The organism is Pseudomonas sp. LBUM1652 (assembly GCF_059716105.1).
In genome coordinates this window covers 6,317,575-6,339,927 of the sequence record NZ_CP166804.1, presented here as the reverse complement: position 1 = coordinate 6,339,927, position 22,353 = coordinate 6,317,575, and the positions used below count along the sequence as shown (strand labels likewise).

Sequence of the window (22,353 nt, the reverse complement as noted above, 5' to 3'; positions counted from 1 at the left end):
CGGCGCCCGGCAACGGGCGCTAATTTAGGTTGAGGCAATCAGATGGCTATGACAGTCCATTGCGATATCGTCAGCGCGGAAGGGGAAATCTTTTCCGGCCTGGTCGAGATGGTGATTGCGCACGGTGCACTGGGTGATCTTGGTATCGCTCTGGGTCACGCGCCGCTGATCACTAATCTCAAGCCGGGTCCTATCCGCCTGATCAAGCAAGGCGGGGAAGCCGAGGTGTTCTACATCTCCGGCGGTTTCCTCGAGGTTCAGCCGAACATGGTCAAGGTTCTTGCCGACACCGTGCAACGTGCTGCCGACCTGGATGAAGCTCAGGCTCAAGCAGCTCTCAAGGCTGCCGAGAATGCCCTGAACGAAAAAGGCGCGGACTTCGATTACGGCGCCGCTGCCACACGTCTGGCCGAGGCTGCAGCTCAGCTGCGCACCGTCCAGCAGATCCGCAAGAAGTTTGGCGGTTAATCCGTCAGCCACTTGTTGTGTGATTGATAAAAAAGGGTAGCCTCGGCTACCCTTTTTTCTTTTCCGATTTTAACAACCCGGTCGCAGTTGCTGACCACCCAGGATTGGTAGCCAGTCATGTCTCTCGAAATCGTTATCCTCGCGGCCGGTCAAGGCACTCGTATGCGCTCGGCATTGCCGAAAGTGCTACATCCGATTGCCGGCGATTCCATGCTGGGTCATGTTATCCACAGCGCCCGCCAGCTTGATCCACTGCGTATTCACGTAGTTATTGGTCACGGTGCCGATGTGGTGCGTGAACGTCTGGCGGCTGACGATTTGAATTTCGTGCTGCAGGACAAGCAATTGGGCACGGGTCACGCCACTGCTCAGGCCGTGCCGTTCATTACTGCCGACACCGTGCTGATTCTTTACGGTGACGTGCCGCTGATCGAAGTCGAAACCCTGCAACGCCTGCTCAAACACGTTGTGCCAGGGCAGATGGGTTTGCTGACTGTCGAACTGGACGATCCAACGGGCTACGGCCGCATCGTCCGAGACGCTGAGGGCAAGGTCGCTGCAATCGTTGAGCATAAAGATGCCAGCGAAGCGCAACGCGCGATCACCGAAGGCAACACCGGTATTCTCGCGGTACCGGCCAATCGTCTGGCCGACTGGATGAGTCGCCTGTCGAACAACAACGCACAGGGCGAGTACTACCTCACCGACGTCATCGAAATGGCGGTCAGTGACGGTCTGGTGGTAGCCACCGAGCAACCGCACGATCCGATGGAAGTGCAGGGCGCCAACGACCGCAAGCAACTGGCCGAACTGGAGCGTCATTACCAATTGCGCGCCGGTCGTCGCCTGATGGCACAAGGCGTCACTCTGCGTGACCCGGCGCGCTTCGATGTGCGCGGCGAAGTCACCGTTGGTCGCGACGTGCTGATCGATATCAACGTGATCCTCGAAGGCAATGTGGTCATTGAAGACGACGTGATCATTGGCCCTAACTGCGTGATCAAGGACAGTACCCTGCGCAAAGGCGTGGTGATCAAGGCGAATTCTCACATCGAAGGCGCGGTTCTGGGTGAGGGCAGTGATGCCGGTCCGTTTGCTCGCCTGCGTCCGGGTACTGTGCTGGATGCCCGTGCCCATGTGGGTAACTTTGTTGAGCTTAAAAACGCCCACATGGGCGAAGGCGCCAAGGCCGGACACCTGACTTACTTGGGTGACGCCGAAATCGGTGCGCGCACCAACATTGGCGCTGGCACCATCACCTGCAACTACGATGGCGCCAATAAGTGGAAAACCGTGCTGGGCGAGGATGTCTTCATTGGTTCAAACAACTCGTTGGTAGCACCTGTGGATATCTCCAACGGTGCGACCACCGCGGCCGGTTCGACCATCACCCAGAATGTGGATAACGCACAGTTGGCCGTCGGTCGCGCACGGCAGAAGAATATTGATGGCTGGAAGCGGCCTGAGAAGATCAAGAAGGGCTGAGTTATCCACAGCCGTTTAAAGATCAATAGATCGCAGCATTCGGCAGCTCTTCAACGGAGCTGACCGGTGGCTGCGATTTTTTTTGTCTTCCGGGTTGACGATTCATAGCCGATAGGTTTTGATTGCTTCCGTTATCTTTCGAATCGAAACTTAAGCCGCCGCCATGTCGAAACGCAACACGCCGCAACGCCGCCACAATATTCTCGCCTTGCTCAACGAGCAGGGCGAAGTCAGTGTGGACGAACTGGCCAAGCGCTTCGAAACCTCCGAAGTTACGATTCGCAAGGATCTCGCCGCGCTTGAGAGCCATGGTCTGTTGCTGCGCCGCTACGGCGGGGCGATCACCATGCCTCAGGAACTGGTCGCGGAGACTGCCCAAAGCGTTTCCAAGTACAAACAGGCCATCGCCCGCGCAGCGGTGAAACGTATCCGCGAACACGCGCGCATCATCATCGACAGCGGCAGCACCACCGCTGCCATGATTCCCGAACTCGGCCAGCAGCCGGGTCTGGTGGTCATGACCAACTCCCTGCACGTGGCCAATGCCTTGAGCGAACTCGAACACGAGCCCGTGCTGCTGATGACCGGCGGCACCTGGGACCCGCATTCGGAATCCTTCCAGGGCCAGGTTGCAGAGCAGGTACTACGCTCCTACGACTTCGACCAATTGTTTATCGGCGCCGATGGGATCGATCTGGTGCGCGGTACCACCACGTTCAACGAATTGCTTGGCCTGAGCCGGGTGATGGCTGAAGTGGCGCGGGAAGTGATCGTGATGGTCGAAGCCGACAAGATCGGCCGCAAGATTCCCAACCTGGAACTGCCATGGAGCAGCGTCCATACCCTCATTACCGATGATCGCCTGCCCATTGATGCACGCGATCAGATTCAGGCCCGCGGTATCACCGTGATTTGCGCGGCTGTCAGTCAGGAGAAATAAGCATGTGTGGAATTGTCGGCGCAGTTGCTGAACGTAATATCACCGCCATCCTGCTCGAAGGCCTCAAGCGCCTTGAATACCGCGGCTATGACAGCGCCGGTGTGGCGGTGTACACCAACGACGAAACCCTTGAGCGCATGCGCCGTCCGGGCAAGGTCAGCGAGTTGGAAGCGGCATTGGCCGAGCATCCGTTGGTTGGCCGTCTCGGTATTGCCCACACCCGTTGGGCAACCCACGGCGCCCCGTGCGAGCGCAACGCGCACCCGCATTTCTCCGGCGACATCGCGGTGGTGCACAACGGCATCATCGAAAACCATGAAGCCCTGCGTGAGCAACTGAAAGCCTTGGGCTACGTATTCACTTCGGACACCGATACCGAAGTCATCGCCCACCTGCTCAGCGAAAAACTCAAGGCGCAGCCTGACCTCAGCGTCGCCCTCAAAGCCACCGTCAAAGAACTGCACGGTGCATACGGTCTGGCGGTGATCAATGCCAAGCAACCTGATCGCCTGGTCGCCGCCCGCAGCGGCAGTCCGCTGGTGATCGGTCTGGGTCTGGGTGAGAACTTCCTCGCTTCCGATCAACTGGCTTTGCGTCAGGTCACAGACCGCTTCATGTATCTGGAAGAAGGCGATATCGCCGAAATTCGCCGCGATAACGTGCAGATCTGGGACGTGAACGGCAACGCCGTAGAGCGCCAGACTGTGCAATACAGCGACGGTGCTGAAGCCGCCGACAAAGGCGAATTCCGCCACTACATGCTCAAGGAAATCCACGAGCAGCCGGCGGTGGTGCAGCGCACCCTTGAAGGTCGTCTGAGCAACGATCAAGTCTTGGTGCAAGCCTTCGGTCCGCAAGCCGCCGAGCTGTTCGCCAAAGTACGCAACGTGCAGATCGTCGCCTGTGGCACCAGTTACCACGCCGGCATGGTTGCGCGTTACTGGCTTGAAGAACTGGCCGGCATCCCTTGCCAGGTCGAAGTCGCCAGCGAATTCCGCTACCGTAAAGTGGTGGTGCAGCCGGACACCCTCTTCGTCACCATCTCCCAGTCTGGCGAAACCGCCGACACCCTGGCCGCGTTGCGCAACGCTAAAGAGCTGGGCTTCCTCGCCAGTCTGGCGATCTGCAACGTTGGCATCAGTTCGCTGGTGCGCGAATCCGACCTGACCCTGCTGACCCAGGCCGGTCGCGAAATCGGCGTGGCTTCAACCAAGGCCTTCACCACGCAACTGGTGGGTCTGTTGTTGCTGACCCTTTCGTTGGGCCAAGTACGTGGCAGTCTGGCAAATGGCGTTGAGGCCACGCTGGTGGAAGAGCTACGTCGCCTGCCGACACGTCTGGGCGAAGCGCTGGCGATGGACAGTACTGTGGAAAAAGTCGCCGAACTGTTCGCCGAGAAGAACCACACCCTGTTCCTCGGTCGCGGCGCACAATTCCCGGTGGCGATGGAAGGTGCCTTGAAACTCAAGGAAATCTCCTACATCCACGCCGAAGCCTACCCGGCGGGCGAGTTGAAACACGGCCCGCTGGCGCTTGTGGATAACGACATGCCAGTAGTCACTGTGGCGCCGAACAACGAACTGTTGGAGAAGCTGAAGTCCAACCTGCAGGAAGTCCGCGCCCGTGGCGGCGAACTGATCGTGTTCGCTGACGAAAAAGCCGGGATGACCAACGGCGAAGGCACCCACGTCGTGCAAATGCCGCATATCCACAACATCCTCTCGCCGATCCTCTACACCATTCCGCTGCAACTGCTGTCGTACTACGTTGCTGTGCTCAAGGGGACGGACGTTGATCAGCCGCGTAACCTGGCGAAGTCGGTGACGGTGGAATAAGTTATCCACAGTTAAATTCGACCCAAAAAATCGCAGCTTCGGCTGCGATTTTTGTATCTGATTCGAGGTATCCATGGATCGCTTCCAGGAAATGCAGGTATTCGCCGCCGTCGCCCAGGACCAGGGTTTTTCCGCAGCCGCGCGGCGCCTCGGCCTGTCGGCCGCCAGTGTCACCCGCGCGGTAGCAGCGCTGGAGCAGCGGATCGGTACGCAGTTGCTGATCCGTACCACCCGCAGTGTGCATCTGAGCGAAGCGGGGCAGCGTTATCTGGAGGACTGTCGACGAATTCTCGCCGAGGTGCAGGAAGCCGAGGATTCCGCGGCGGGTAGTCACGCCCAGCCCCGTGGGCAATTGACGGTGACGGCGCCGGTGTTGTTCGGCGAGTTGTTCGTTACCCCGGTGATGGCGGGTTATCTGGCGCAGTATCCGGACGTTTCGATCAACGCCGTGTTGGTTGACCGGGTCGTCAGCATGGTTGAAGAGGGCATCGATGTAGCCGTGCGTATCGGCGAGCTCGCGGACAGCAATCAGCATGCGATTCGCGTGGGTGAAGTGCGGCGAGTGGTCTGTGGTTCGCCGCAATACTTGGCAGAGCACGGCCGGCCCAACCATCCTCAGGCGTTGGCCGGTTTGTCCGTGGTGGCGACTTCGGCCACCGGCCAGATGCGGAACTGGCCGTTTCTGGAACAAGGTGAACCGCTGATCGTGCGTCCCGAGCCGCGCTTGGTGGTCACCGCCAATCAGGCCGCGATCACGGCTGCGTGTCTGGGGCTGGGGCTGACTCGAGTGCTGTCCTATCAAGTGGCGAGCAAGGTCGCGGCCGGCGAACTGGAAATCGTCCTCGCGGAATTCGAACTGCCACCGCTGCCGATCCATGTGGTGTATCAGGGCGGGCGCAAGGCGCCGGCGCGGGTGCGCAGTTTTGTTGATTTCACCGTGAACGCTCTGCGTGAGCATCCGGCGCTGAAAAACGTAGCGTTATTGCACGAGAAGAAATAATCGATTGCGAATGCTGGTGATTCTGTTGCTTCGAAGATAGGTGGAAGATGGCTTCCATCGGCGCTGCCACCCTCGGGCAGTGCGATCATCCAGCGGAGTCGACCATGCAAGCGATCAAACTCTACAACTTTCCCCGTTCCGGCCATGCCCACCGGGTAGAGCTGATGTTGTCCCTGTTGCAACTGCCGACCGAGCTGATCTTTGTTGATCTGGCCAAAGGTGAGCACAAACAACCGGCCTATCTCGCCATCAACAGTTTCGGTCAGGTGCCGGCCATTGATGACAATGGCGTGGTGCTGGCTGACTCCAACGCGATTCTGGTCTATCTGGCGCAAAAGTACGGTGAAGGTCGTTGGTTGCCAAGCGATCCGGTGGGTGCCGCACGGGTACAGCGCTGGTTGTCGGCAGCGGCCGGTCCGATCGCTTTTGGCCCGGCGGCGGCGCGGTTGATCACGGTGTTCGGCGCGAAATTCAATGCTGAAGAGGTGATCTCCCGTGCACACAACCTGCTCAAGGTGATGGACGTCGAGTTGGGCAATACGCCCTATCTGGCGGGCAGCGAGCCGACCATCGCCGACGTTTCGGCCTACAGTTATATCGCCCACGCGCCGGAAGGCAATGTGTCGCTGGATGACTACGGCAATGTGCGCGCCTGGCTGGCTCGAATCGAAGCGCTGCCCGGTTTTGTCGCGATGCCGCGCACCGTCGCCGGTCTGCAAACTTCAGTCTGATGCTCGCAATTCACACTGTGCCGACGGCGCAGGGGGAGGTCGTGATGGAACGTTCACCGTGGCACGCTGGCGAGCAACAATTGCAGGCGCATGTCGGTGTTGCCGAACGCATGGAGGCATTCGGGCGTAAGGTGATTCGCACCTGGATGCCGGATCAGCACCGTGAGTTCTATCAGCAACTGCCTTTCATGGTGTACGGCGCGGTCGATGTTGATGGTCGTCCTTGGGCCAGTGTGCTCGAAGGCGCGCCGGGGTTTGCCCATTCGCCCGATCCTGAGCATCTGCACTTCGCAAGCCTGCCTGCTGCCGATGATCCGGCGCAGTTGCGTAACGGCGAGCCTATCGGATTGCTCGGCATCGAACTGCACACCCGTCGGCGCAATCGCCTTAATGGCCATGTCGATCATCTCGGCCCCGACGGTTTCGAGGTGAGCGTCGATCAAGCGTTCGGCAACTGCCCGCAATACATCCAGCTGCGTCAATTCCAGCGCGTCCCGCTGAGCGATCCGCAGACCCGGCCTGCTCAGCATCTCGACACACTCGACGAAGCTGCCATCATCCTGATCGAAGGCGCCGACACGTTCTTTGTCGCCAGTTATGTGGACGCCGACGGCCAGCGTGCTGTGGACGTTTCCCACCGAGGCGGCCAGGCCGGTTTTGTGCGGGTGGAAGGCAATCGCCTGACCATCCCCGACTTTGCCGGCAACCTGCACTTCAACACCCTCGGCAATTTACTGCTCAACCCCAAGGCCGGCCTGCTGTTCATCGACTTTTCCACAGGCGATCTGTTGCAGCTCAGCGGGCGCACCGAAATCATTCTGGAAGGGCCGCAGATCGAGGCGTTTCAAGGTGCGGAGCGGCTGTGGACATTTGAGGTGGAGAAACTGGTGCGGCGTCCGGCGGCACTGGCCTTGCGCTGGCGCTTCGACGGCATGTCGCCCACCAGTCTGTTGACCGGCAATTGGGCTGAGGCCGACGCGCGTTTGCAAGCGCAGGCTTTGGGCAACCAGTGGCGGCCGTTGCGGGTAGCAAAGATTGAAATGGAGAGCCGCCACATCCGCTCGATATACCTGGAGCCGGACGATGGCGCCGGTTTGCCGGTGTTTCTCGCGGGCCAGCATCTGCCACTGCGGTTTACCCTCGACGGCGAAGTACACATCCGCACTTACAGCCTGTCGAGTGCGCCATCGGATGGTTTCTATCGCATCAGTGTGAAGCGCGAGGGGCGCGTGTCGAACCATCTGCATGAGCAGATCCAGGTGGGTGATGTGCTGGAAGCGCGGGCGCCGCAAGGGCATTTCACCGTGGCGCCGCTGGAGCGCCGGCCGCTGGTGTTGTTGGCGGCCGGGGTCGGTATCACGCCGATACTGTCGATGCTGCGTGAGGTGATTTATCAGGGGTTGCGCACGCGCAGGATTCGTCCGACGTGGTTGCTGCAGAGTTCGCGCAGCCTGGCCGATCAGCCGTTTCGCAAGGAACTGGATCGTCTGCTGGAAAGTGCTGGTGATGCGGTGCGGGTCCTGCGTTTGCTCAGTCAGCCGGAAGCGGATGCGCACGAGGGCGAGGATTTTGACCTGCATGGGCGGATTGATGAAGCGGTGCTGAGAAATCTGCTGGAGGTCGAGGATTACGATCAGATCGACTTTGTTCTGTGTGGCCCCGGCGCTTTCACCCAAGGCCTGTACGACAGTTTGCGCGAGTTGGATGTGCGCGACGCGCAGATTCACGCCGAAACCTTCGGCCCCTCGACGCTCAAGCGGCGTGCCGATGCGGACGCGATCGTCATTGAGCAACCACCGGCCGCCACCCAATCGGTGCCGGTGGTGTTCGAACGTTCAGCCAAGGAAGCACGCTGGCAACCGGACGGCGGCAGTTTGCTGGAGCTGGCGGAGAGTCGCGGATTGCGTCCGGAGTTCAGTTGCCGCGGTGGTTCGTGCGGCACCTGCAAGACGCGGCTGGTCAGTGGCGCGGTGAATTATCCACAGGTACCGGCCGAAATACCTGAGGCGGGACATGTGCTGATTTGCTGTGCGGTGCCGGCGCAGAGTGAGCAGCCGCTGGTGCTGGATCTTTAAACCTGATCCCGTGTCTGATAGGGATCAGGCGTAGGACAGCGATTTTTCTTCGAGCAATTCCTGCTAGAGCTCTGTCCACTTGCGGCCCATTTCATCGGCTGTGAATAACTGCCGATAGCGAGCCTCCGCTTTCACCCCCATCTCTGCTGAGCGCAGCGGGTTTTCTCGCAAATCGTAGGGAATCACTCGGGTCTTGTCCTGGAGCTGCTGCAACACGTCGCTGCTGTGCAGGTAGTTCGGCGAGGCCGCGACAATGCGGTCAGCGCTGGCGAGGAAGCGGTTCATCGGCAGCAGCACCTGGCCGTCGATGCCGTGGTTGGCGCCGCTTTCGCACAACTGATAGACCACTTGTCCGATGTCGCAGACCGAACCGGGCAGGTACGTCGTGAAAAAATGAAGAACTCCCTGCGTTAAGGGCAATGCGCATGTTGCCTCGCTGGCGCCACCGGCGCTTTCAGAACATTGCGCACACTGCGTTCGGCCAGTTGCAGACTGGCTTGCCGCCAGTCGATCCACTGCCAGTCGGCGACCTCGCGAGCGGCGGGGAACTGGCCGCTGCGCTCAAAGGTGGTGACCAGATCGGCAAGGCTTTGCGGGTTCTGCAGATCGAAGTACGCCATGAACTCGCCGCCGATTTCGCGGAACACCGCGATATCGCTGCCCATCGCCGGCAAGCCACGCTGCATGGCTTCCACCAGTGGCAGGCCGAAGCCTTCAACGAAAGATGGAAATACCAGCGCACTGGACTGCGCATAGGCGAATTCGAGGCTGGTGTCGTTGAGGTCGTTGAACATGAACAGGCGCTGGTTCAGTTCTGTGTGATTGCGCACACGGGCGAGCAGGCTGTCACATTTCCAGCCGACGTGTCCGGCGATGCACAGCCGTACGTTTGAACCGGCGGCCCAGGCGCGTTCGAAGGCATCGAGCAGGTACGCATGGTTCTTGCGCGGCTCGATGGTGCTGACCATCAGGAACACCGGTTCAGGTGTGTTGAACAAAGCCTGGAGGCGCGGTTCGACTGTCGCGTCGGTGCTGCGCAGGTCCAGTTCGGAGCCGAGGTGGAAGAACTCGAACCAGCGCTTTTCCGTCTGCTCGGCGCCGATACGCCGCTGCAATTCTGCGCGCACCTGATTGCGCACTGTGGCGGAAATAGCCATGTAGCCATCGGCTGTGCGGGTGATCCAGTCGAACCACTCGCTGAAAACCTCAGCCGGACGTGTGTCGTAAAACTGTGGATGAGTCAGTGGGATCAGGTCGTAGATCACCGCAGTCACGCCAACGCCGTCGCGTTTGAGCCGCTCAACATGGGCGAAAAAATCCGAATGCCATGACGAATCCAGCAACACCAGTTGATCGCCTGGTCGGTGTTGCAGCGGTGAACAACGTTTGAGCAGTTGCCTGCGATTGATCCGTCGAATCAGGCGCAGCGGTATGCCGAACGCGCCAAAGGTTGTCAGTCGATAGCCGACATACAAAAGCTGTTGTGCCAGTTTCGAAATGCACTGTGCGTCACGTCGCTGGTGCCATTGGCAGAAGCGATAGGCCAGGCGCTCCAGACGCTCACCGAAGTTCTCAAGCTTGTTGAGCAATGGTGTATCGAGCGGCGTCAGTTGCAGCACACGATAGAGCTGACCATAGAGCATCACTACCGGTATGCACTCGACGCCGTCGACGCTGGCGGGAAGTTGCTTGATGACGTTGCGTACCACGCGCTGAATGCCCGAGTTGACCGTCGGGTGTTTGAACACGTGGGTACATTCCACCAGCAAGCGGGTCATGGTGTACGCTCGACATGGCTGACTTCGGAATAACGGCTGACCGTGGTCTGCGCGTTGAGCCATGAACACCCGACGAAATCTTCGCGTCGATTGTTGATGACATGAAACACCAAAGCGAGATCACGCCACTCGTAGTTTCGATCCAGGTGCGAGTCCAGCCTCGACAGGCTCAGGGTCGCGAAGGTATGCCCGGCCAAATGGATGACTGTATCAGGCTGTGGTGGCCACCATTTGGTGAGGCTATGCGGATTGATGAGTTCGTAGGGCGAGGGGACAGGCAGCAGTTCCCGAGACGAATCCGACGATGCCAGACGCGACCGAATAGGTTGTCCCCCGAATCTACTCGTATCCGTGACGAACAGACGCTTTTTCAAACATCGACCCCTTGGTTTTGAACTTGCGCCGCTTTCCCACAGGCTTTGAGGGTAAGTCTGTCAGACCGATAGAAAAAACCGGCAGGACGACAGGCGAAGTCTTTGTTGTAGTTGTTTGTTACCAATCTGTGCCAATTGCGCAGCAATTTCAACAGGCCATACCGTGACTGGTGAGTTCTCGTCAGCGTAGTCCGATTTTTCTCGCCGGGCGGTTCACGAACCCTCTGCGGATGTGTTTAGAATGCGCCTTGTCGCGATTACCCGGCTTCGTCGGGGCCGTCGTGCAAAGAGTTGAAACTGACCACTAAAACAAGAACAAGACGAGACCTCAGACGAAGGACGGATATCAATCCGATTCGACGCTTGGCCGTCATAGTGTGAGGCTGCCGGGATGGCAGTTTCATCGTGGAATGCCATGAATTTCATTCTTTACTCGGACATCAACGACAGTTCCATCAGTCAGAATCTGGGGCATCCCGATTCCAGTTACTACTTTGTCCTGAAGGCCTATCGCCCGCTGCTCGAAACGCTCGGGCGAGTCCACGTGGTGGATACGGTTGCAGACGTTGATCCGGTCTACCGACAGTTGCTCGCCGCAGGCCAGGAGAGTGTCTTCCTCTCGTTCACGCGGCCGCAGAACACCCCGATCGATCTTGAGTGCCCGACAGTTTGCGTTGTCGCGTGGGAGTACGACTCGATCCCCGACGAACAGTGGGACAACGATCCGCGGCAGGACTGGACGCGCATGCTGGCCAGGCAAGGGCGAGTGATCACGCTGTCCAGCCACGCGGCCCGGGCGATCCATCGCGCTATGGGCGACGACTTCCCGGTGCTGGTGCTGCCGGCGCCCCTGTGGGAAAGCTTTGCAACGATTCGCGATCGGCATGTCAGTGCACCGGTCAATGCCGGTGCGACATTGACCGTCAAAGGCTGCATCTTTGATTCCCGCTTGATGAACCTGCACCCGGATAATCTGCTACCGGAGCCGCTCACCCCGGAGGAGCAGGCCGAAATCGAGGCTCAACTGGAGGCCTCGCGACCGCCGCCGCTGACCTTGAAGCGGCGCTTTGTGATTGCCCGGCATTTCCTGCGCCTGTGGGTACTGAATCTGGGCCACGAGCAGACGCCGCCGGTGCCTCGGGTCAGGTTTGTGCAGAACTGGTACTGGGAAGGGATTCGCGATCTGCTCTCGGACTCCGTGCATGAATGGCTGGGTAACCGCCTGCCGAATATCGCCGGCCCTATCCCTTTACCTGTGGCCGTTCAACCGCCACCGCGGGATATGCCGGACACATCGTTGCAGGTCGAAACCCACGTCGACGGTGTGGTCTACGTGTCGGTATTCCGCCCCTCAGACGGGCGCAAGAACTGGCTACAGATCCTGAGCGCTTTTTGCGCGGCGTTTCGTGACACGCCAGACGCCACACTGGTGATGAAATTCACCCAGAGCGATCTGGCGGCCGTCTATGCGCACTTGATGACACCACTGGCGCAACTGGCACCCTTTTCCTGTCGGGTAGTGATGATTCAGGGCTATCTGGATGATGCTGAATATGCGCGGCTTTACCAGGCTACGAGTTTTTACGTCAACGCTTCGCATTGTGAAGGGCTGTGCCTGCCACTGATGGAGTTCATGGCGTGCGGCAAACCGGTGATCGCTCCCGATCATACGGCGATGCAAGATTACATCGACGATTCCGTGGCGTTTGTGGTCGGCTCCAGCTTAGAGGTGTGCACTTGGCCACATGACCCGCGAATGCTCTTTCGCGCACAGCGTCATCGACCGGACTGGGGCTCATTGAAAAAGGCCTACGAAAACAGCTACCGAATGGCCAAGACACAGCCTCAGGATTATCAGCGCATGTCGCTGGCGGCAGCCGAACGCATGCGCGATTACAGCGCGATGCCGGCACTGCAAAAGCGTGTTGCGGATTTCTTCGGGCCACAGTCACAGGCGAGCAACATTGCCCCGGTTACGGATAACGCCTCATGCTGATCATCATCCATTCGGAAACCAACCAGCACACAATTACCCGCAACCTGGGGCGTTCGGAGTACAGCTATTACTTCGTCCTCAAGGAGTATCGGCCGGTGCTGGAGCGCCTCGGGCGGGTGATCGAGGTCACTGACCCGAACACTGAAGTCGATGCGTTGTACGCCGACTGCCAATCCCGTGGCGAGGCCTGTGTGTTTCTATCGTTCTCGCCACCGCACCGCACGCCGGTGCATCTGGCCTGCCCGACGTTGCCGGTATTTGCTTGGGAGTTCAGCACCATCCCCAACGAGCCGTTTAACGGTGATCCGCTAAACGACTGGCGCACGGTACTCAATGCCTGCGGGGCGGCGATCACCCATTCCAGCTATACCGTCAACGCCGTGCGCGAAGCGACGGACGTCGATTACCCGATTGTCGCCGTACCCGCCCCGGTCTGGGATCGATTCGCGGCGCGCGGCGTTCAGTTGCAGGGGCAACCTGTGGTCGATTCAGTACGATTGAAGATCAAAGGTTTGGTGGTCGACAGCCGCCGGGTCGATCTGAATGCCTTCGGCCCGGTAAATCGGCGGCGTGGCCCGGGAATCGATTTCCGGGCGCCTGTCACCGAGCAGACGTTGTTGCTAGAAGGCGTGGTGTACACCTCGGTGTTCAACCCCCGCGATGGACGCAAGAACTGGGAGGACATGATCAGTGCCTTCTGCGCGACGTTCCGTGAGACCGATGACGTGACGCTGGTGCTCAAGCTCACCCACCACGATGCACAAGAAGCGCTCACCGACATCCTTCATCACCTGTACAAAAATCAGCCTTATCGCTGCCGCATCGTGTTGGTCTATGGCTATCTGGCCGACGCGGATTACGAACGTCTGGTGCAGGCGACCCGTTACGTCGTCAACACGTCCTATGGCGAAGGCCAGTGCCTGCCGCTGATGGAGTTCATGTCTTGCGGTAAACCGGCGGTGGCCCCTTGCACGACGGCGATGATTGATTATCTGAACGCCGATAACGCGTTCCTGATCGAGTCAACCGAGGAGTTCACGGCCTGGCCACACGATCCGCGCTCGGCTTACCGGACCCTGCGCTACGCGACCAATTGGGCCACGATTTGCGCGGCTTATCGCGCCAGCTACGAGGTGGCTAAAAACGATCCGCAGCGTTATGCGCAGATGTCGGCGCAAGCCGTGAGCAGCCTGCAAGGGTTTTGCAGTCAGGCCGTGGCCGAGCAGCGGTTGCAGGCATTCTTTGCGCAATTGTTCGAGCGTCGCGCCGAACTTGCCATGGAGGTGACTGGAGCATGATTCGTCGATTGCTCCAGCGTTTTTTTGCCGAACCGCAACCGCCGCTGGCTGTTGAGCCTGTCGCCGAGCCGCTGGTTGAGGCGACGCCTGAACCGGAACCCTTGTTCACCTGGTCGCCGCGTGATGTGGGATTACGTGATGCAGTACTGGATGGCTGGTTTCTCAATGACAGTGGCGAATTGCTCAAGGGTTTTGCCATAACGCCTGACGACACCCTGCTCGACGTAGGTTGCGGCGAGGGTGCGGCGACGTTGTTTGCTGTACGCCAGGGCGCTTCGGTGATCTTTACCGACAGCGAACACGACAAAGTGCGCGACCTGGCTCGCCAGGTCGAAGCTCAGAGCACCAGGCCGAATCTGGGGCTGGTCAGTAACACCTTGCCATTGCCATTGGCGGATGGCTGCGCGAGCAAAGTGGTGTGCATGGAGGTTTTGGAGCACGTAGACGAGCCCGAATCGTTTATGGCCGAACTGGCGCGTATGGGACGTCCCGGTGCGTTGTACCTGCTCAGTGTACCGGCGCCGGTTGGCGAGCATTTGCAGAAAGGCATCGCCCCGCCGAGTTATTACCAGACGCCCAATCATGTGCAGATCTTTTCCCCGGAGCGCTTCGCTGCCATGGTCGAGGATGCCGGACTGGTCATCGAACATCGACAAGCCACCGGGTTTTTCTGGGTGATGGGCATGATTTTCTTCTGGGCCAGCGAAAAGGTTGCCGGTAAAGATCCTGGCGGTGCGGTGCGCGATCGCATTCATGCGCCGTTCCCCCATTTGATGGGCGGGTGGGCCAGAACCTGGGAAGAGATGCTGGACCGGCCCGACGGGCTTGCAATCAAACAGGCGCTTGACCAATTCATGCCCAAGAGCCAGGTGATCATTGCCCGTAAACCACTGGATGCCGGGAATGCGTCATGAGCAGTAAACGAATCATGGACATCGAAGTGCTGCGTGCCATAGCCGTGCTTGGGGTGCTGTTTCATCATCTATCCGGCAATCTGTTCAGCGATCCCGTGCCGCTGCTCGAATCCATTCATGCCTGGGCGCAGCCTTGGTGGGGGGTGGATCTTTTTTTTGCCATTTCCGGATTCGTCATTGCCCGCAGTCTGATCCCCGCGCTGCGCGGTTGCAGCAACCGTCAGGAGTACTGGGAGCAAACGCGTAATTTCTGGTTGCGACGAGCTTTTCGCCTGCTGCCATCGGCCTGGTTGTGGCTGGCACTGGTGCTGCTGATGTGCGTGGTTTTTAACCGCTCCGGGGCATTCGGCACACTACAGGCCAACCTTCAGGCCACGCTCGCGGGGGTGTTGCAGTACGCCAACTTCCGCTTTGCCGACGCTTTTTTTCATTACGAGTACGGCAGCAGTTTCGTCTACTGGAGTCTGGCGCTGGAGGAGCAATTTTACCTGCTGTTTCCGCTGCTGATTCTGGTCTGTCGCAGGCATCTGGTGTGGGTGTTGCTGGCGCTGGTTGCGGTGCAACTCTTCATGATCCGTACGCCGCTGCTGATGGTCGTCAGGACGGACGCGCTGGCCCTTGGCGTGCTGTTGGCGATGTGGAGTGTGCAACCGAGCTATCGACGGTGGCAGCCGACGTTTCTCAGGAGTCCGTGGGCCGGGATTTCAGCGCTGATAGTCGTCGGGTTGCTGATGAGTTACCTGGCCACCGACCGTTTTTCCCCCACCCACTATCGCATCGGCGCCATTGCCGTACTCAGTGCAGTGCTGGTGTGGATCGCGTCTTACGACGGTAACTATCTGTTGCCCGCCGGACGCTGGCAGCGGTTGATGGCGTGGGTGGGCAGTCGTTCCTACGGCATCTACCTGATCCACGTTCCGGTGTATTTCCTGGTGCGCGAAGTGATTTTCCGTTTGCAGGGTGCAGGCCTGCCGAGCCCGGCGGGACACCCGATCGTTACCTTGCTGTTTGCATTCGGTCTGATCGTATTTCTCAGCGAATTGAATTACCGCTTCATCGAAATGCCTATGCGCAATCGCGGCGTGGCACTGGTGAAACGCCTCGGCCCGTCCCGCAGGCCTGTTCCGTCCACTGAAGCTTCTTCATGTTGAGTCTTTTGGTCCCCTGCAAGCGCGGGTGATACCCCGCTCGACGCCCGCAAGCCCGCTCCTGCAGGGTTTTGTGTAACCTTGCACTCTTGTGGTGTCCGGGATCTGGAAGGTATGCGGTTTATTGTGGGGCTGTTTTTTGGGGTCTTGCTCTCGGGTTGTGAACGGCATGATTCACCGCCACTCGATCAGCAACTCTACGTCTGGCAACGCCAGTGGACGTCGGCCCATGAGGCGGCGTTGCGCGATAGCCGCAGTGATTTTTCCACCTTGCGGGTGCTCGCGTTGCAGGCGTTCCCGAATGCCGGGTGGAGCCGCGCGCGTATCGACCCGCAGTTGCTGAAAAGCGATGGCCGCCCGCTGATTGCGGTGATTCGTCTTGATGGCCAACTCAAGGCGCTGGATCAGCAGCAGGTCACGGCGCAGATCCTTCAGCTCATCAATGACTGGCAGGCGCTGGGCCTGACCCTGAGTGGCGTGGAAATCGACCACGATGCCGGCAATGCGCGGCTGCCGGCCTATGCAGAATTTCTCACACATCTACGCTCGGCACTCCCGCAATCGTTGCCTCTGAGCATTACCGCGCTGCCGGCCTGGCTCGACAGTGCGCAATTGCCGAACTTGCTGGCGACAGTCGACAGCAGCGTGCTGCAAGTGCATGCCGTCAGCGACCCGCGACGCGGCTTGTTCGACGCTGAGCAGGCGCGGCGCTGGGCCGAGGCCTGGGGGGAAATCACCCGCAAACCGTTTTATCTGGCGTTGCCCGCCTACGGTGTGGCGCTGTTGCCGGATGTCGACGGCGCGCCTGTGGTGGAAAGTGAGGTGCCGCTGGAGCGTGGCGGTCAGCGCCGAGAACTGCTCGCCGATCCAGTGCAACTGAGCCAACTCGGTAAAGCGCTGCGGGACGATCCACCCGCGTATCTGGCCGGGTTGATCTGGTTTCGCTTGCCGCTGGTCAATGACCGCCGCGCCTGGAGCCTGACCACGCTGCGCGCGGTGGCGCGGGGCGATGAGTTGCACGGCCAACTCGCCCTCAGCGTCAGTGAACACAGCGGCCTCTACGACCTCCGACTCGACAATGCCGGCAACCTCGACAGCGCCTGGCCCGCACGTATCACCGTGAAGGCCAGCGACTGCGAAGGCGCCGACGCGCTCGCCGGTTATTCATTGCAACAGAGCCCGGATCTGCTTACCTTCACCCGCCTTCGCAACGGTCGCTTGCCGGCGAACGGGCAGCGCGCCATCGGTTGGGCGCGCTGTGCATTTATTGATCAAGGAGGTTCGCATGTTGACCCGTAACTGGCCCCGCCATCTGCTCTGCCTGAGCCTCTGTCTGCCGCTGGGCTCGGCGCTGGCCTGCGGCCCGGACTTCCCGAACCGTTTGCTCGACGATCGCGCGCAGACGCTGGCTGATCTGCCGGCGGGCAACTTTAAATTCGAAATAAGCCGACTCGGCAAGACCATCGCCGGGCTGAAGAATGTCACCGCTGCGACGTACGATCCCGACGACATGTACGGCGAGGAAAACGCTGCGGCCAAGGTACGCGAACAAGCCGAACAAGCTGGTTTGAACAACGAGCAGGCCGCGTTGGTCATGCAATTGCGTGGCCTGACGGATGCGCGTCAGGTTGAAGAGCAGGGCGCCGGTCTGCCGGCTGAAATCCGTCTGTACGTGGCAGGCGCGGTAGCGTTTTCGACGGGTGATCATCAATTAGCGGTCGAGTATTTCAACAAGCTGCTGGCCTTGCCGGCTGATCAGCGCCCGTTGCGCAGCACTTGGGCAGCCTATTCCCTGGGCCGTACATGGTTTGCCATGAGCCGTGAGGTAGATGACGCCATCGAGGCACTGGAGCAATCGCGCGAAGCGTTTCGTCAGACGCGACAAATGAGCATCGACGGCTTCAGTGATCCACTGGAACTGGGCGTTGCGAGTCTTGGTGAAGAGGCGCGCGTGTTGCGCACAGCCGGTGACTGGACCGGCGCCATCGAACTGTATGAAGCGCAAAACCTTCACGGCTCTGCTGTGGGTTACACCTCGTTGAAACAACTGGTGAATGAACTGGCCGAGTTGCCCGAGGCTGATCTGGCGCAGTTGCTGGAGCGCAAAGCGGTACAACAGCTGATCACTGCGTCCTTGATCAGTCGTCTCGACTGGTCGTACGGCGAGCAACCGCCGAACGAGAAAAAACTCATCAAGCTGCTGCAGAACAGTACCCGTGGCAGCCTCGAAAACGCCGATCGCCTGGCGGCGATGAATTATCAACAGGGCGATTACGCCAGCGCCAAGGCCTTCCTCGAAAGTGCCGGCGATGGCGGGCTCGCCTGGTGGTTGCGGGCGAAACTGGCGGTGCGCGACGGTGATAAAAATGCTGCCGCTGCCGCGTACGCCAAAGCCGCGCAGGCCTTCCCGCAGAACGAAGACTGGGGTTACCAGCTCACGACGGACTCGGCGTTTGAAACAGTAAAACCGAAATGCCGGGTCGAAGGCGAAAGCGCGATTCTGGCGTTGCAACGGGGTGAATACCTGCAAGCCTTTGTGCAGTTGTATCGAAGCAACAGCATCTATTGGTTTGATGCCGCGACGGTCGCTGAGCGAGTGCTGACGGTCGAAGAACTTAAGCGGTATGTCGATGAGAATGTCCCGGCTTCACCAGAGCCAATTGAGGAAGGCCAAGCCGATTCCGAACGACTGCGAATAGGCGAGAACCTGCGCTATCTGCTCGCCCGGCGTTTGTTGCGCGAAGGGCATTACGCTGAGGCAGTCGACTATTTCGTTAACACTACTCAGCAGGAGCAGGCCAGGTACTACGGCGAACAGCGTCTGGCGGCAGAAAACGCCTGGTGGCCGACTAAACGCGCCACGGCGTTGTTCAATGCCGCCATAACTGCGCGTGAGTCCGGCTTCGAGATTCTTGGTTATGAGATGGCGCCGGACTATGTGTCGTTCGGCGGCTTCTACTACATAGGGAACAAGGAGTTGCGAGTCGGGCCGCTGGTCAGCGAAGACGAAGTGCAACGCCAGACAGCCAGCGAAGCGCTGACGAAGCAGCGTTTTCACTACCGTTCCGTTGCGACCGAGTTGGCCAACCGTGCCGCCGACAACCTGCCGCACACCAGTCAGGCGTTTGCCGCTGTGCTGTGCAAGGCCGCCGGTTTCAATAGCAGCGTGGAAGAGCAGAAAGCGCTGTATCAGCGTTACGTCAAGGAAGGTCCGTACGTGTCATGGGCGGAGAATTTCGGCCGTCAGTGCGAGAAACCGGATTTCGAAAACGCCGACAAACGCTACGTCACCCAAGTCACCGACGCTGTCCGCGCGGGCCTGCGACCGTACAAGTGGCCGGTGCAGATCGGCGCGATTGTGCTGGCGGTCGGCGCGGCGTTGTTGCTGATCACTCGTCGCCAGCGCAAGGCTCGCAAGGGTTAAGCCTGCTGGATGAACGTCAGGCGCACGGCGAAGCCGATCAACAGGCTGCCGAACAGCCATTGTTGAACCCGTTGCGCCGTTGGCCTGTGTTGCAGCCAACGGCCCAGCGCGGCACCGGCCAGGGCGTAGATGCTGTCGAACAGCAGGCCTATGCCGACCAGCAACAGGCCGAGCAGGGCGAACTGGCTCAGCACCGGTGCGCCGTCGGTGACGATGAATTGCGGCAGCAGCACCGAGCAGAACAGCAACGCTTTGGGGTTGAGCAGATTGGTCAGCAAGCCACGGCGGATTGCTTCGCGCCATTGCCCGCGTGCCTCGGTAGCATCCCCGGCATCCAGGTTGGGCACCAGCGTGCTGCGCAGGCATTGAATGCCGATCCACAGCAGATACGCCGCCCCGGCGAGGCGCACCACTTCGAACGTCCACGGCGCAGCCTTGAACAGCGCCGCCAGCCCCAACGCCGCCAATACCACGTGACATGCGCGGGCAATCGCCAAGCCTATTACGGTGGCCAGCGCCGCACCGCGGCCCTGTCGGGCGCCAGTTTGCAGCAGCAGAATCATGTCCGGCCCGGGCAACAGAAACACCACCGCCAATGCCAGGAAAAACAGCCATAGACTCGCCACGTCACACTCCTTTCGTTGTCGATTCGGTGACGTCAGTCTAGAGGCGAAGGGCGAGGCAGGTGCTTGCGTAGTCCGCTTCAAAATGCCTCTGTATTGGCATAACCTGCTTTCTTTTTGCGCTCTCGCCATCAGGATCTGCCAACCATGAAACTCGACGCCTTCGACCGCAAGATTCTCGCCGCCCTGCAACGTGACGGACGCTTGAGCAATGTCGAGCTGGCGGATGAGATCGGCCTGTCGGCGTCGCCGTGTTTGCGGCGGGTGCGGATGCTGGAAGAGGCGGGGGTGATTCGCGGCTATCAGGCCAACGTGGATCGAGATGAGGTGGGGTTGGGATTGACGGTGTTTGTCGGGGTGAAGGTCGAGCGCCACAACGACGAACAGGCCGAAGCTTTTTACGCGGCCGTCACCGCGTTGCCGGAGGTGATTTCAGCGTTTCTGGTTTCGGGGGAATCTGACTTTCTGCTGCAAGTGGTGGTGCCGGATTTGCGTGCGTATGACCGGTTTCTCAGTGGGTGCCTTTTGAAACTACCGGGGGTGAGCGATATCCGCAGCAACTTTGCGATTCACACGGTGAAGACGCCGGGAGCGTTGCCGTTGGGGCATCTTCCATCCTGAAAACCGAAAAGATCGCAGCCTTCGGCAGCTCCTACAGGGTACGCATTTCAGGTAGGAGCTGCCGGAGGCTGCGATCTTTTGATCTTCTACATCTGCGTCGCCATCCCCTCCACATTCATCGCGGCCTGGCGCAGCGCCTCGGAGCGAGTTGGGTGCGGGTGGCAGGTCAGGGCTATGTCCTCGGCAGAAGCGCTGAATTCCATCGCCACACAAAACTCGCCAATCATTTCGCTTACGTTGGGGCCGACCAGGTGCACGCCGAGCACTTCATCCGTGCGCTCATCAGCAAGGACTTTGGCAAAACCATCAGTCTCGTGGTTGATCTTCGCCCGGCTGTTGGCGGTGAACGGAAACTTGCCGACCTTGTAGGCGCGGCCCTCAGCTTTGAGCTGCTCTTCAGTCTTGCCGACGCTGGCCAGCTCCGGTTTGGTGTAGATCACGTTGGGGATCAGGTCGTAATTGACCTCGCCGGCCTTGCCGTGGATCTGCTCGACGCAGGCCATGGCTTCGTCTTCAGCCTTGTGCGCGAGCATCGGCCCGGACGTGACGTCGCCGATCACCCAGACCCCCGGGGCTTCGGTGCGATGTTGTTTGTTGGCGAGCATGCCGCGCTTGTCGGTGCTCAGGCCGACGTTCTCCAGGCCCAGGCCTTGGGTGTAGGGGCGGCGACCGATGGCCACCAGCACGTAATCCGCTTCCAGTAACTCAGCCGTGCCGCCCGCGGCCGGTTCGACGCTGAGTTGTACGCTGTTGGCCGAAGTGGTGGGGCTGGTGACTTTCGAGCTCAATTTGAACGCGATGCCTTGCTTGCTGAGTGAGCGTTGCAGGGTTTTACCGGCCTCGCCATCGACGCCGGGGCAGATGCGGTCGAGGTATTCGACCACGGTGACCTGCGCGCCGAGACGGCGCCACACCGAACCTAATTCGAGGCCGATCACGCCGGCGCCGATCACCACCAGATGCCTGGGCACTTCGCTCAGGGACAACGCGCCGGTCGAATCGAGAATGCGTTGGTTGTCGATCTCGACCCCGGGCAGGGGCGTGGGCTCGGAACCGGTAGCAATGATGATGTCCTTGGCAGTCAGCTCGATCTTGCTGCCCTGATCGCCTGTCACGGTGACCTTGCCCGGGCCGTCGATGTGGCCCCAGCCTTTGATCCAGTCGACCTTGTTCTTGCGAAACAGAAACTCGATGCCTTTGGTCAGGCCGGTCACGCTTTCGTCTTTCTGCTTCATCATCTGCGCGAGATTGAGCGTCGGTTTGACCTCGATGCCGAGATTGGCGAATTCCGCACCCATGGCCGCATCGTAAAGCTCGGAGGCGTGCAGCAAGGCTTTGGACGGCATGCAACCGACGTTCAGGCAGGTGCCGCCGAGGGTCGCGCGACCTTCAACGCAGGCAGCCTTGAGGCCTAACTGGCCAGCGCGGATGGCCGCGTTATAGCCACCGGGGCCGCCGCCCAGAATCACTACGTCATAGTTGCTCATGCGCTTACTCCTGGTTGAGGGATGCGGATCGCTAACGGTAGTTCTTGAGTAAAATTACGAGCGTAATATGTGCGATCCCGAACATTTCGGTCAAGGCTTCAGGCAAGCGACAGCTTGGGCGTTCTTAGATAAGCGCAATTTGTGGACGAATATTTC

At 59.8% G+C, this 22,353-nt stretch carries 17 protein-coding genes and 2 pseudogenes; 14 read left to right on the top strand and 5 right to left on the bottom strand.

Features of this window, described 5'->3' with window-relative positions:
* The first annotated feature begins 42 nt into the window (after positions 1–42).
* The 7 genes from ACA069_RS28725 (at position 43) to ACA069_RS28695 (ending at position 8,534) form a co-directional block, all read left to right on the top strand.
* Entirely contained in the window at positions 43–468 is a 426-nt protein-coding gene (locus ACA069_RS28725; protein ID WP_016772407.1) for a F0F1 ATP synthase subunit epsilon, read from the top strand.
* 117 nt (positions 469–585) lie between these two features.
* Complete coding sequence (gene glmU, locus ACA069_RS28720; protein WP_497615735.1) at positions 586–1,953, top strand: bifunctional UDP-N-acetylglucosamine diphosphorylase/glucosamine-1-phosphate N-acetyltransferase GlmU; 1,368 nt, start codon at positions 586–588, stop codon at positions 1,951–1,953.
* Positions 1,954–2,116: 163 nt separating this feature from the next.
* Complete coding sequence (locus ACA069_RS28715; RefSeq protein ID WP_064116539.1) at positions 2,117–2,893, top strand: DeoR/GlpR family DNA-binding transcription regulator; 777 nt, start codon at positions 2,117–2,119, stop codon at positions 2,891–2,893.
* Positions 2,894–2,895: 2 nt separating this feature from the next.
* The gene (gene glmS, locus ACA069_RS28710; RefSeq protein WP_401266783.1) at positions 2,896–4,728 is read left to right on the top strand and encodes a glutamine--fructose-6-phosphate transaminase (isomerizing); all 1,833 of its coding nucleotides are present in this window, start codon (positions 2,896–2,898) and stop codon (positions 4,726–4,728) included.
* A gap of 73 nt (positions 4,729–4,801) precedes the next feature.
* Positions 4,802–5,728 (top strand): LysR family transcriptional regulator, encoded by a 927-nt coding sequence (locus ACA069_RS28705; protein ID WP_401266780.1) that lies wholly within the window; start codon positions 4,802–4,804, stop codon positions 5,726–5,728.
* Positions 5,729–5,832: 104 nt separating this feature from the next.
* Positions 5,833–6,459, top strand: a complete 627-nt coding sequence (locus ACA069_RS28700; protein WP_401266777.1) for a glutathione S-transferase family protein — start codon at positions 5,833–5,835, stop codon at positions 6,457–6,459.
* A 44-nt stretch (positions 6,460–6,503) separates the two neighbouring features.
* Entirely contained in the window at positions 6,504–8,534 is a 2,031-nt protein-coding gene (locus tag ACA069_RS28695) for a pyridoxamine 5'-phosphate oxidase family protein (protein WP_497615731.1), read from the top strand.
* Between the two features lie 168 nt (positions 8,535–8,702).
* Here the strand turns inward: ACA069_RS28695 and ACA069_RS28690 are convergent.
* The 3 genes and pseudogenes from ACA069_RS28690 to ACA069_RS28680 all read right to left on the bottom strand — a co-directional run.
* Positions 8,703–8,954, bottom strand: a pseudogene (locus ACA069_RS28690) (hypothetical protein); the annotation flags it as partial.
* Positions 8,945–10,312: a glycosyltransferase family 4 protein gene (locus tag ACA069_RS28685; protein WP_497615729.1), complete on the bottom strand. Its 1,368-nt coding sequence runs from the start codon at positions 10,310–10,312 to the stop codon at positions 8,945–8,947. The pseudogene ACA069_RS28690 and the gene ACA069_RS28685, both read right to left, overlap by 10 nt.
* Positions 10,309–10,503: pseudogene (locus ACA069_RS28680) on the bottom strand (ABC transporter ATP-binding protein); the annotation flags it as partial. The pseudogene ACA069_RS28680 and the gene ACA069_RS28685, both read right to left, overlap by 4 nt.
* Before the next feature lie 598 nt (positions 10,504–11,101).
* Between ACA069_RS28680 and ACA069_RS28675 the strand changes: the two are divergent.
* The 6 genes from ACA069_RS28675 (at position 11,102) to ACA069_RS28650 (ending at position 19,466) form a co-directional block, all read left to right on the top strand.
* Positions 11,102–12,682: a glycosyltransferase family 4 protein gene (locus tag ACA069_RS28675; protein ID WP_497615727.1), complete on the top strand. Its 1,581-nt coding sequence runs from the start codon at positions 11,102–11,104 to the stop codon at positions 12,680–12,682.
* Positions 12,676–13,980: a glycosyltransferase gene (locus ACA069_RS28670; protein ID WP_497615725.1), complete on the top strand. Its 1,305-nt coding sequence runs from the start codon at positions 12,676–12,678 to the stop codon at positions 13,978–13,980. The genes ACA069_RS28675 and ACA069_RS28670 overlap by 7 nt, the downstream gene beginning before the upstream one ends.
* Positions 13,977–14,894 carry a class I SAM-dependent methyltransferase gene (locus ACA069_RS28665; RefSeq protein WP_489880169.1) on the top strand — a complete coding sequence of 306 codons (918 nt, stop codon included), beginning with the start codon at positions 13,977–13,979 and terminating at the stop codon, positions 14,892–14,894. Before ACA069_RS28670 ends, ACA069_RS28665 begins: the two co-directional genes overlap by 4 nt.
* Complete coding sequence (locus tag ACA069_RS28660) at positions 14,891–16,045, top strand: acyltransferase family protein (RefSeq protein WP_489880170.1); 1,155 nt, start codon at positions 14,891–14,893, stop codon at positions 16,043–16,045. Before ACA069_RS28665 ends, ACA069_RS28660 begins: the two co-directional genes overlap by 4 nt.
* 111 nt (positions 16,046–16,156) lie before the next feature.
* Positions 16,157–17,341, top strand: coding sequence for a DUF3142 domain-containing protein (locus tag ACA069_RS28655; protein ID WP_497615722.1), 1,185 nt, complete (start codon positions 16,157–16,159; stop codon positions 17,339–17,341).
* Positions 17,328–19,466 carry a hypothetical protein gene (locus ACA069_RS28650; RefSeq protein WP_497615720.1) on the top strand — a complete coding sequence of 713 codons (2,139 nt, stop codon included), beginning with the start codon at positions 17,328–17,330 and terminating at the stop codon, positions 19,464–19,466. Before ACA069_RS28655 ends, ACA069_RS28650 begins: the two co-directional genes overlap by 14 nt.
* Here ACA069_RS28650 and ACA069_RS28645 read toward each other — a convergent pair.
* Positions 19,463–20,092, bottom strand: a complete 630-nt coding sequence (locus ACA069_RS28645; RefSeq protein ID WP_497615718.1) for a LysE family translocator — start codon at positions 20,090–20,092, stop codon at positions 19,463–19,465. The genes ACA069_RS28650 and ACA069_RS28645 overlap by 4 nt on opposite strands.
* 144 nt (positions 20,093–20,236) lie before the next feature.
* Between ACA069_RS28645 and ACA069_RS28640 the strand changes: the two genes are divergently transcribed.
* Positions 20,237–20,710 (top strand): Lrp/AsnC family transcriptional regulator, encoded by a 474-nt coding sequence (locus ACA069_RS28640; RefSeq protein WP_187677209.1) that lies wholly within the window; start codon positions 20,237–20,239, stop codon positions 20,708–20,710.
* Positions 20,711–20,796: 86 nt separating this feature from the next.
* On the opposite strand, the gene lpdA is transcribed toward ACA069_RS28640, so the two are convergent.
* Complete coding sequence (lpdA, locus tag ACA069_RS28635; RefSeq protein WP_497615716.1) at positions 20,797–22,197, bottom strand: dihydrolipoyl dehydrogenase; 1,401 nt, start codon at positions 22,195–22,197, stop codon at positions 20,797–20,799.
* Positions 22,198–22,353 lie beyond the last annotated feature (156 nt).

What these genes read in the sequence shown, in the direction of transcription:
- ACA069_RS28725 (WP_016772407.1), top strand. Translation starts at nt 43, where the DNA reads ATGGCTATGACAGTCCATTGCGATATCGTCAGCGCGGAAGGGGAAATC.
- glmU (WP_497615735.1), top strand. Translation starts at nt 586, where the DNA reads ATGTCTCTCGAAATCGTTATCCTCGCGGCCGGTCAAGGCACTCGTATG.
- ACA069_RS28715 (WP_064116539.1), top strand. Translation starts at nt 2,117, where the DNA reads ATGTCGAAACGCAACACGCCGCAACGCCGCCACAATATTCTCGCCTTG.
- glmS (WP_401266783.1), top strand. Translation starts at nt 2,896, where the DNA reads ATGTGTGGAATTGTCGGCGCAGTTGCTGAACGTAATATCACCGCCATC.
- ACA069_RS28705 (WP_401266780.1), top strand. Translation starts at nt 4,802, where the DNA reads ATGGATCGCTTCCAGGAAATGCAGGTATTCGCCGCCGTCGCCCAGGAC.
- ACA069_RS28700 (WP_401266777.1), top strand. Translation starts at nt 5,833, where the DNA reads ATGCAAGCGATCAAACTCTACAACTTTCCCCGTTCCGGCCATGCCCAC.
- ACA069_RS28695 (WP_497615731.1), top strand. Translation starts at nt 6,504, where the DNA reads ATGGAACGTTCACCGTGGCACGCTGGCGAGCAACAATTGCAGGCGCAT.
- ACA069_RS28685 (WP_497615729.1), bottom strand. Translation starts at nt 10,312, where the DNA reads ATGACCCGCTTGCTGGTGGAATGTACCCACGTGTTCAAACACCCGACG.
- ACA069_RS28675 (WP_497615727.1), top strand. Translation starts at nt 11,102, where the DNA reads ATGAATTTCATTCTTTACTCGGACATCAACGACAGTTCCATCAGTCAG.
- ACA069_RS28670 (WP_497615725.1), top strand. Translation starts at nt 12,676, where the DNA reads ATGCTGATCATCATCCATTCGGAAACCAACCAGCACACAATTACCCGC.
- ACA069_RS28665 (WP_489880169.1), top strand. Translation starts at nt 13,977, where the DNA reads ATGATTCGTCGATTGCTCCAGCGTTTTTTTGCCGAACCGCAACCGCCG.
- ACA069_RS28660 (WP_489880170.1), top strand. Translation starts at nt 14,891, where the DNA reads ATGAGCAGTAAACGAATCATGGACATCGAAGTGCTGCGTGCCATAGCC.
- ACA069_RS28655 (WP_497615722.1), top strand. Translation starts at nt 16,157, where the DNA reads ATGCGGTTTATTGTGGGGCTGTTTTTTGGGGTCTTGCTCTCGGGTTGT.
- ACA069_RS28650 (WP_497615720.1), top strand. Translation starts at nt 17,328, where the DNA reads ATGTTGACCCGTAACTGGCCCCGCCATCTGCTCTGCCTGAGCCTCTGT.
- ACA069_RS28640 (WP_187677209.1), top strand. Translation starts at nt 20,237, where the DNA reads ATGAAACTCGACGCCTTCGACCGCAAGATTCTCGCCGCCCTGCAACGT.
- lpdA (WP_497615716.1), bottom strand. Translation starts at nt 22,197, where the DNA reads ATGAGCAACTATGACGTAGTGATTCTGGGCGGCGGCCCCGGTGGCTAT.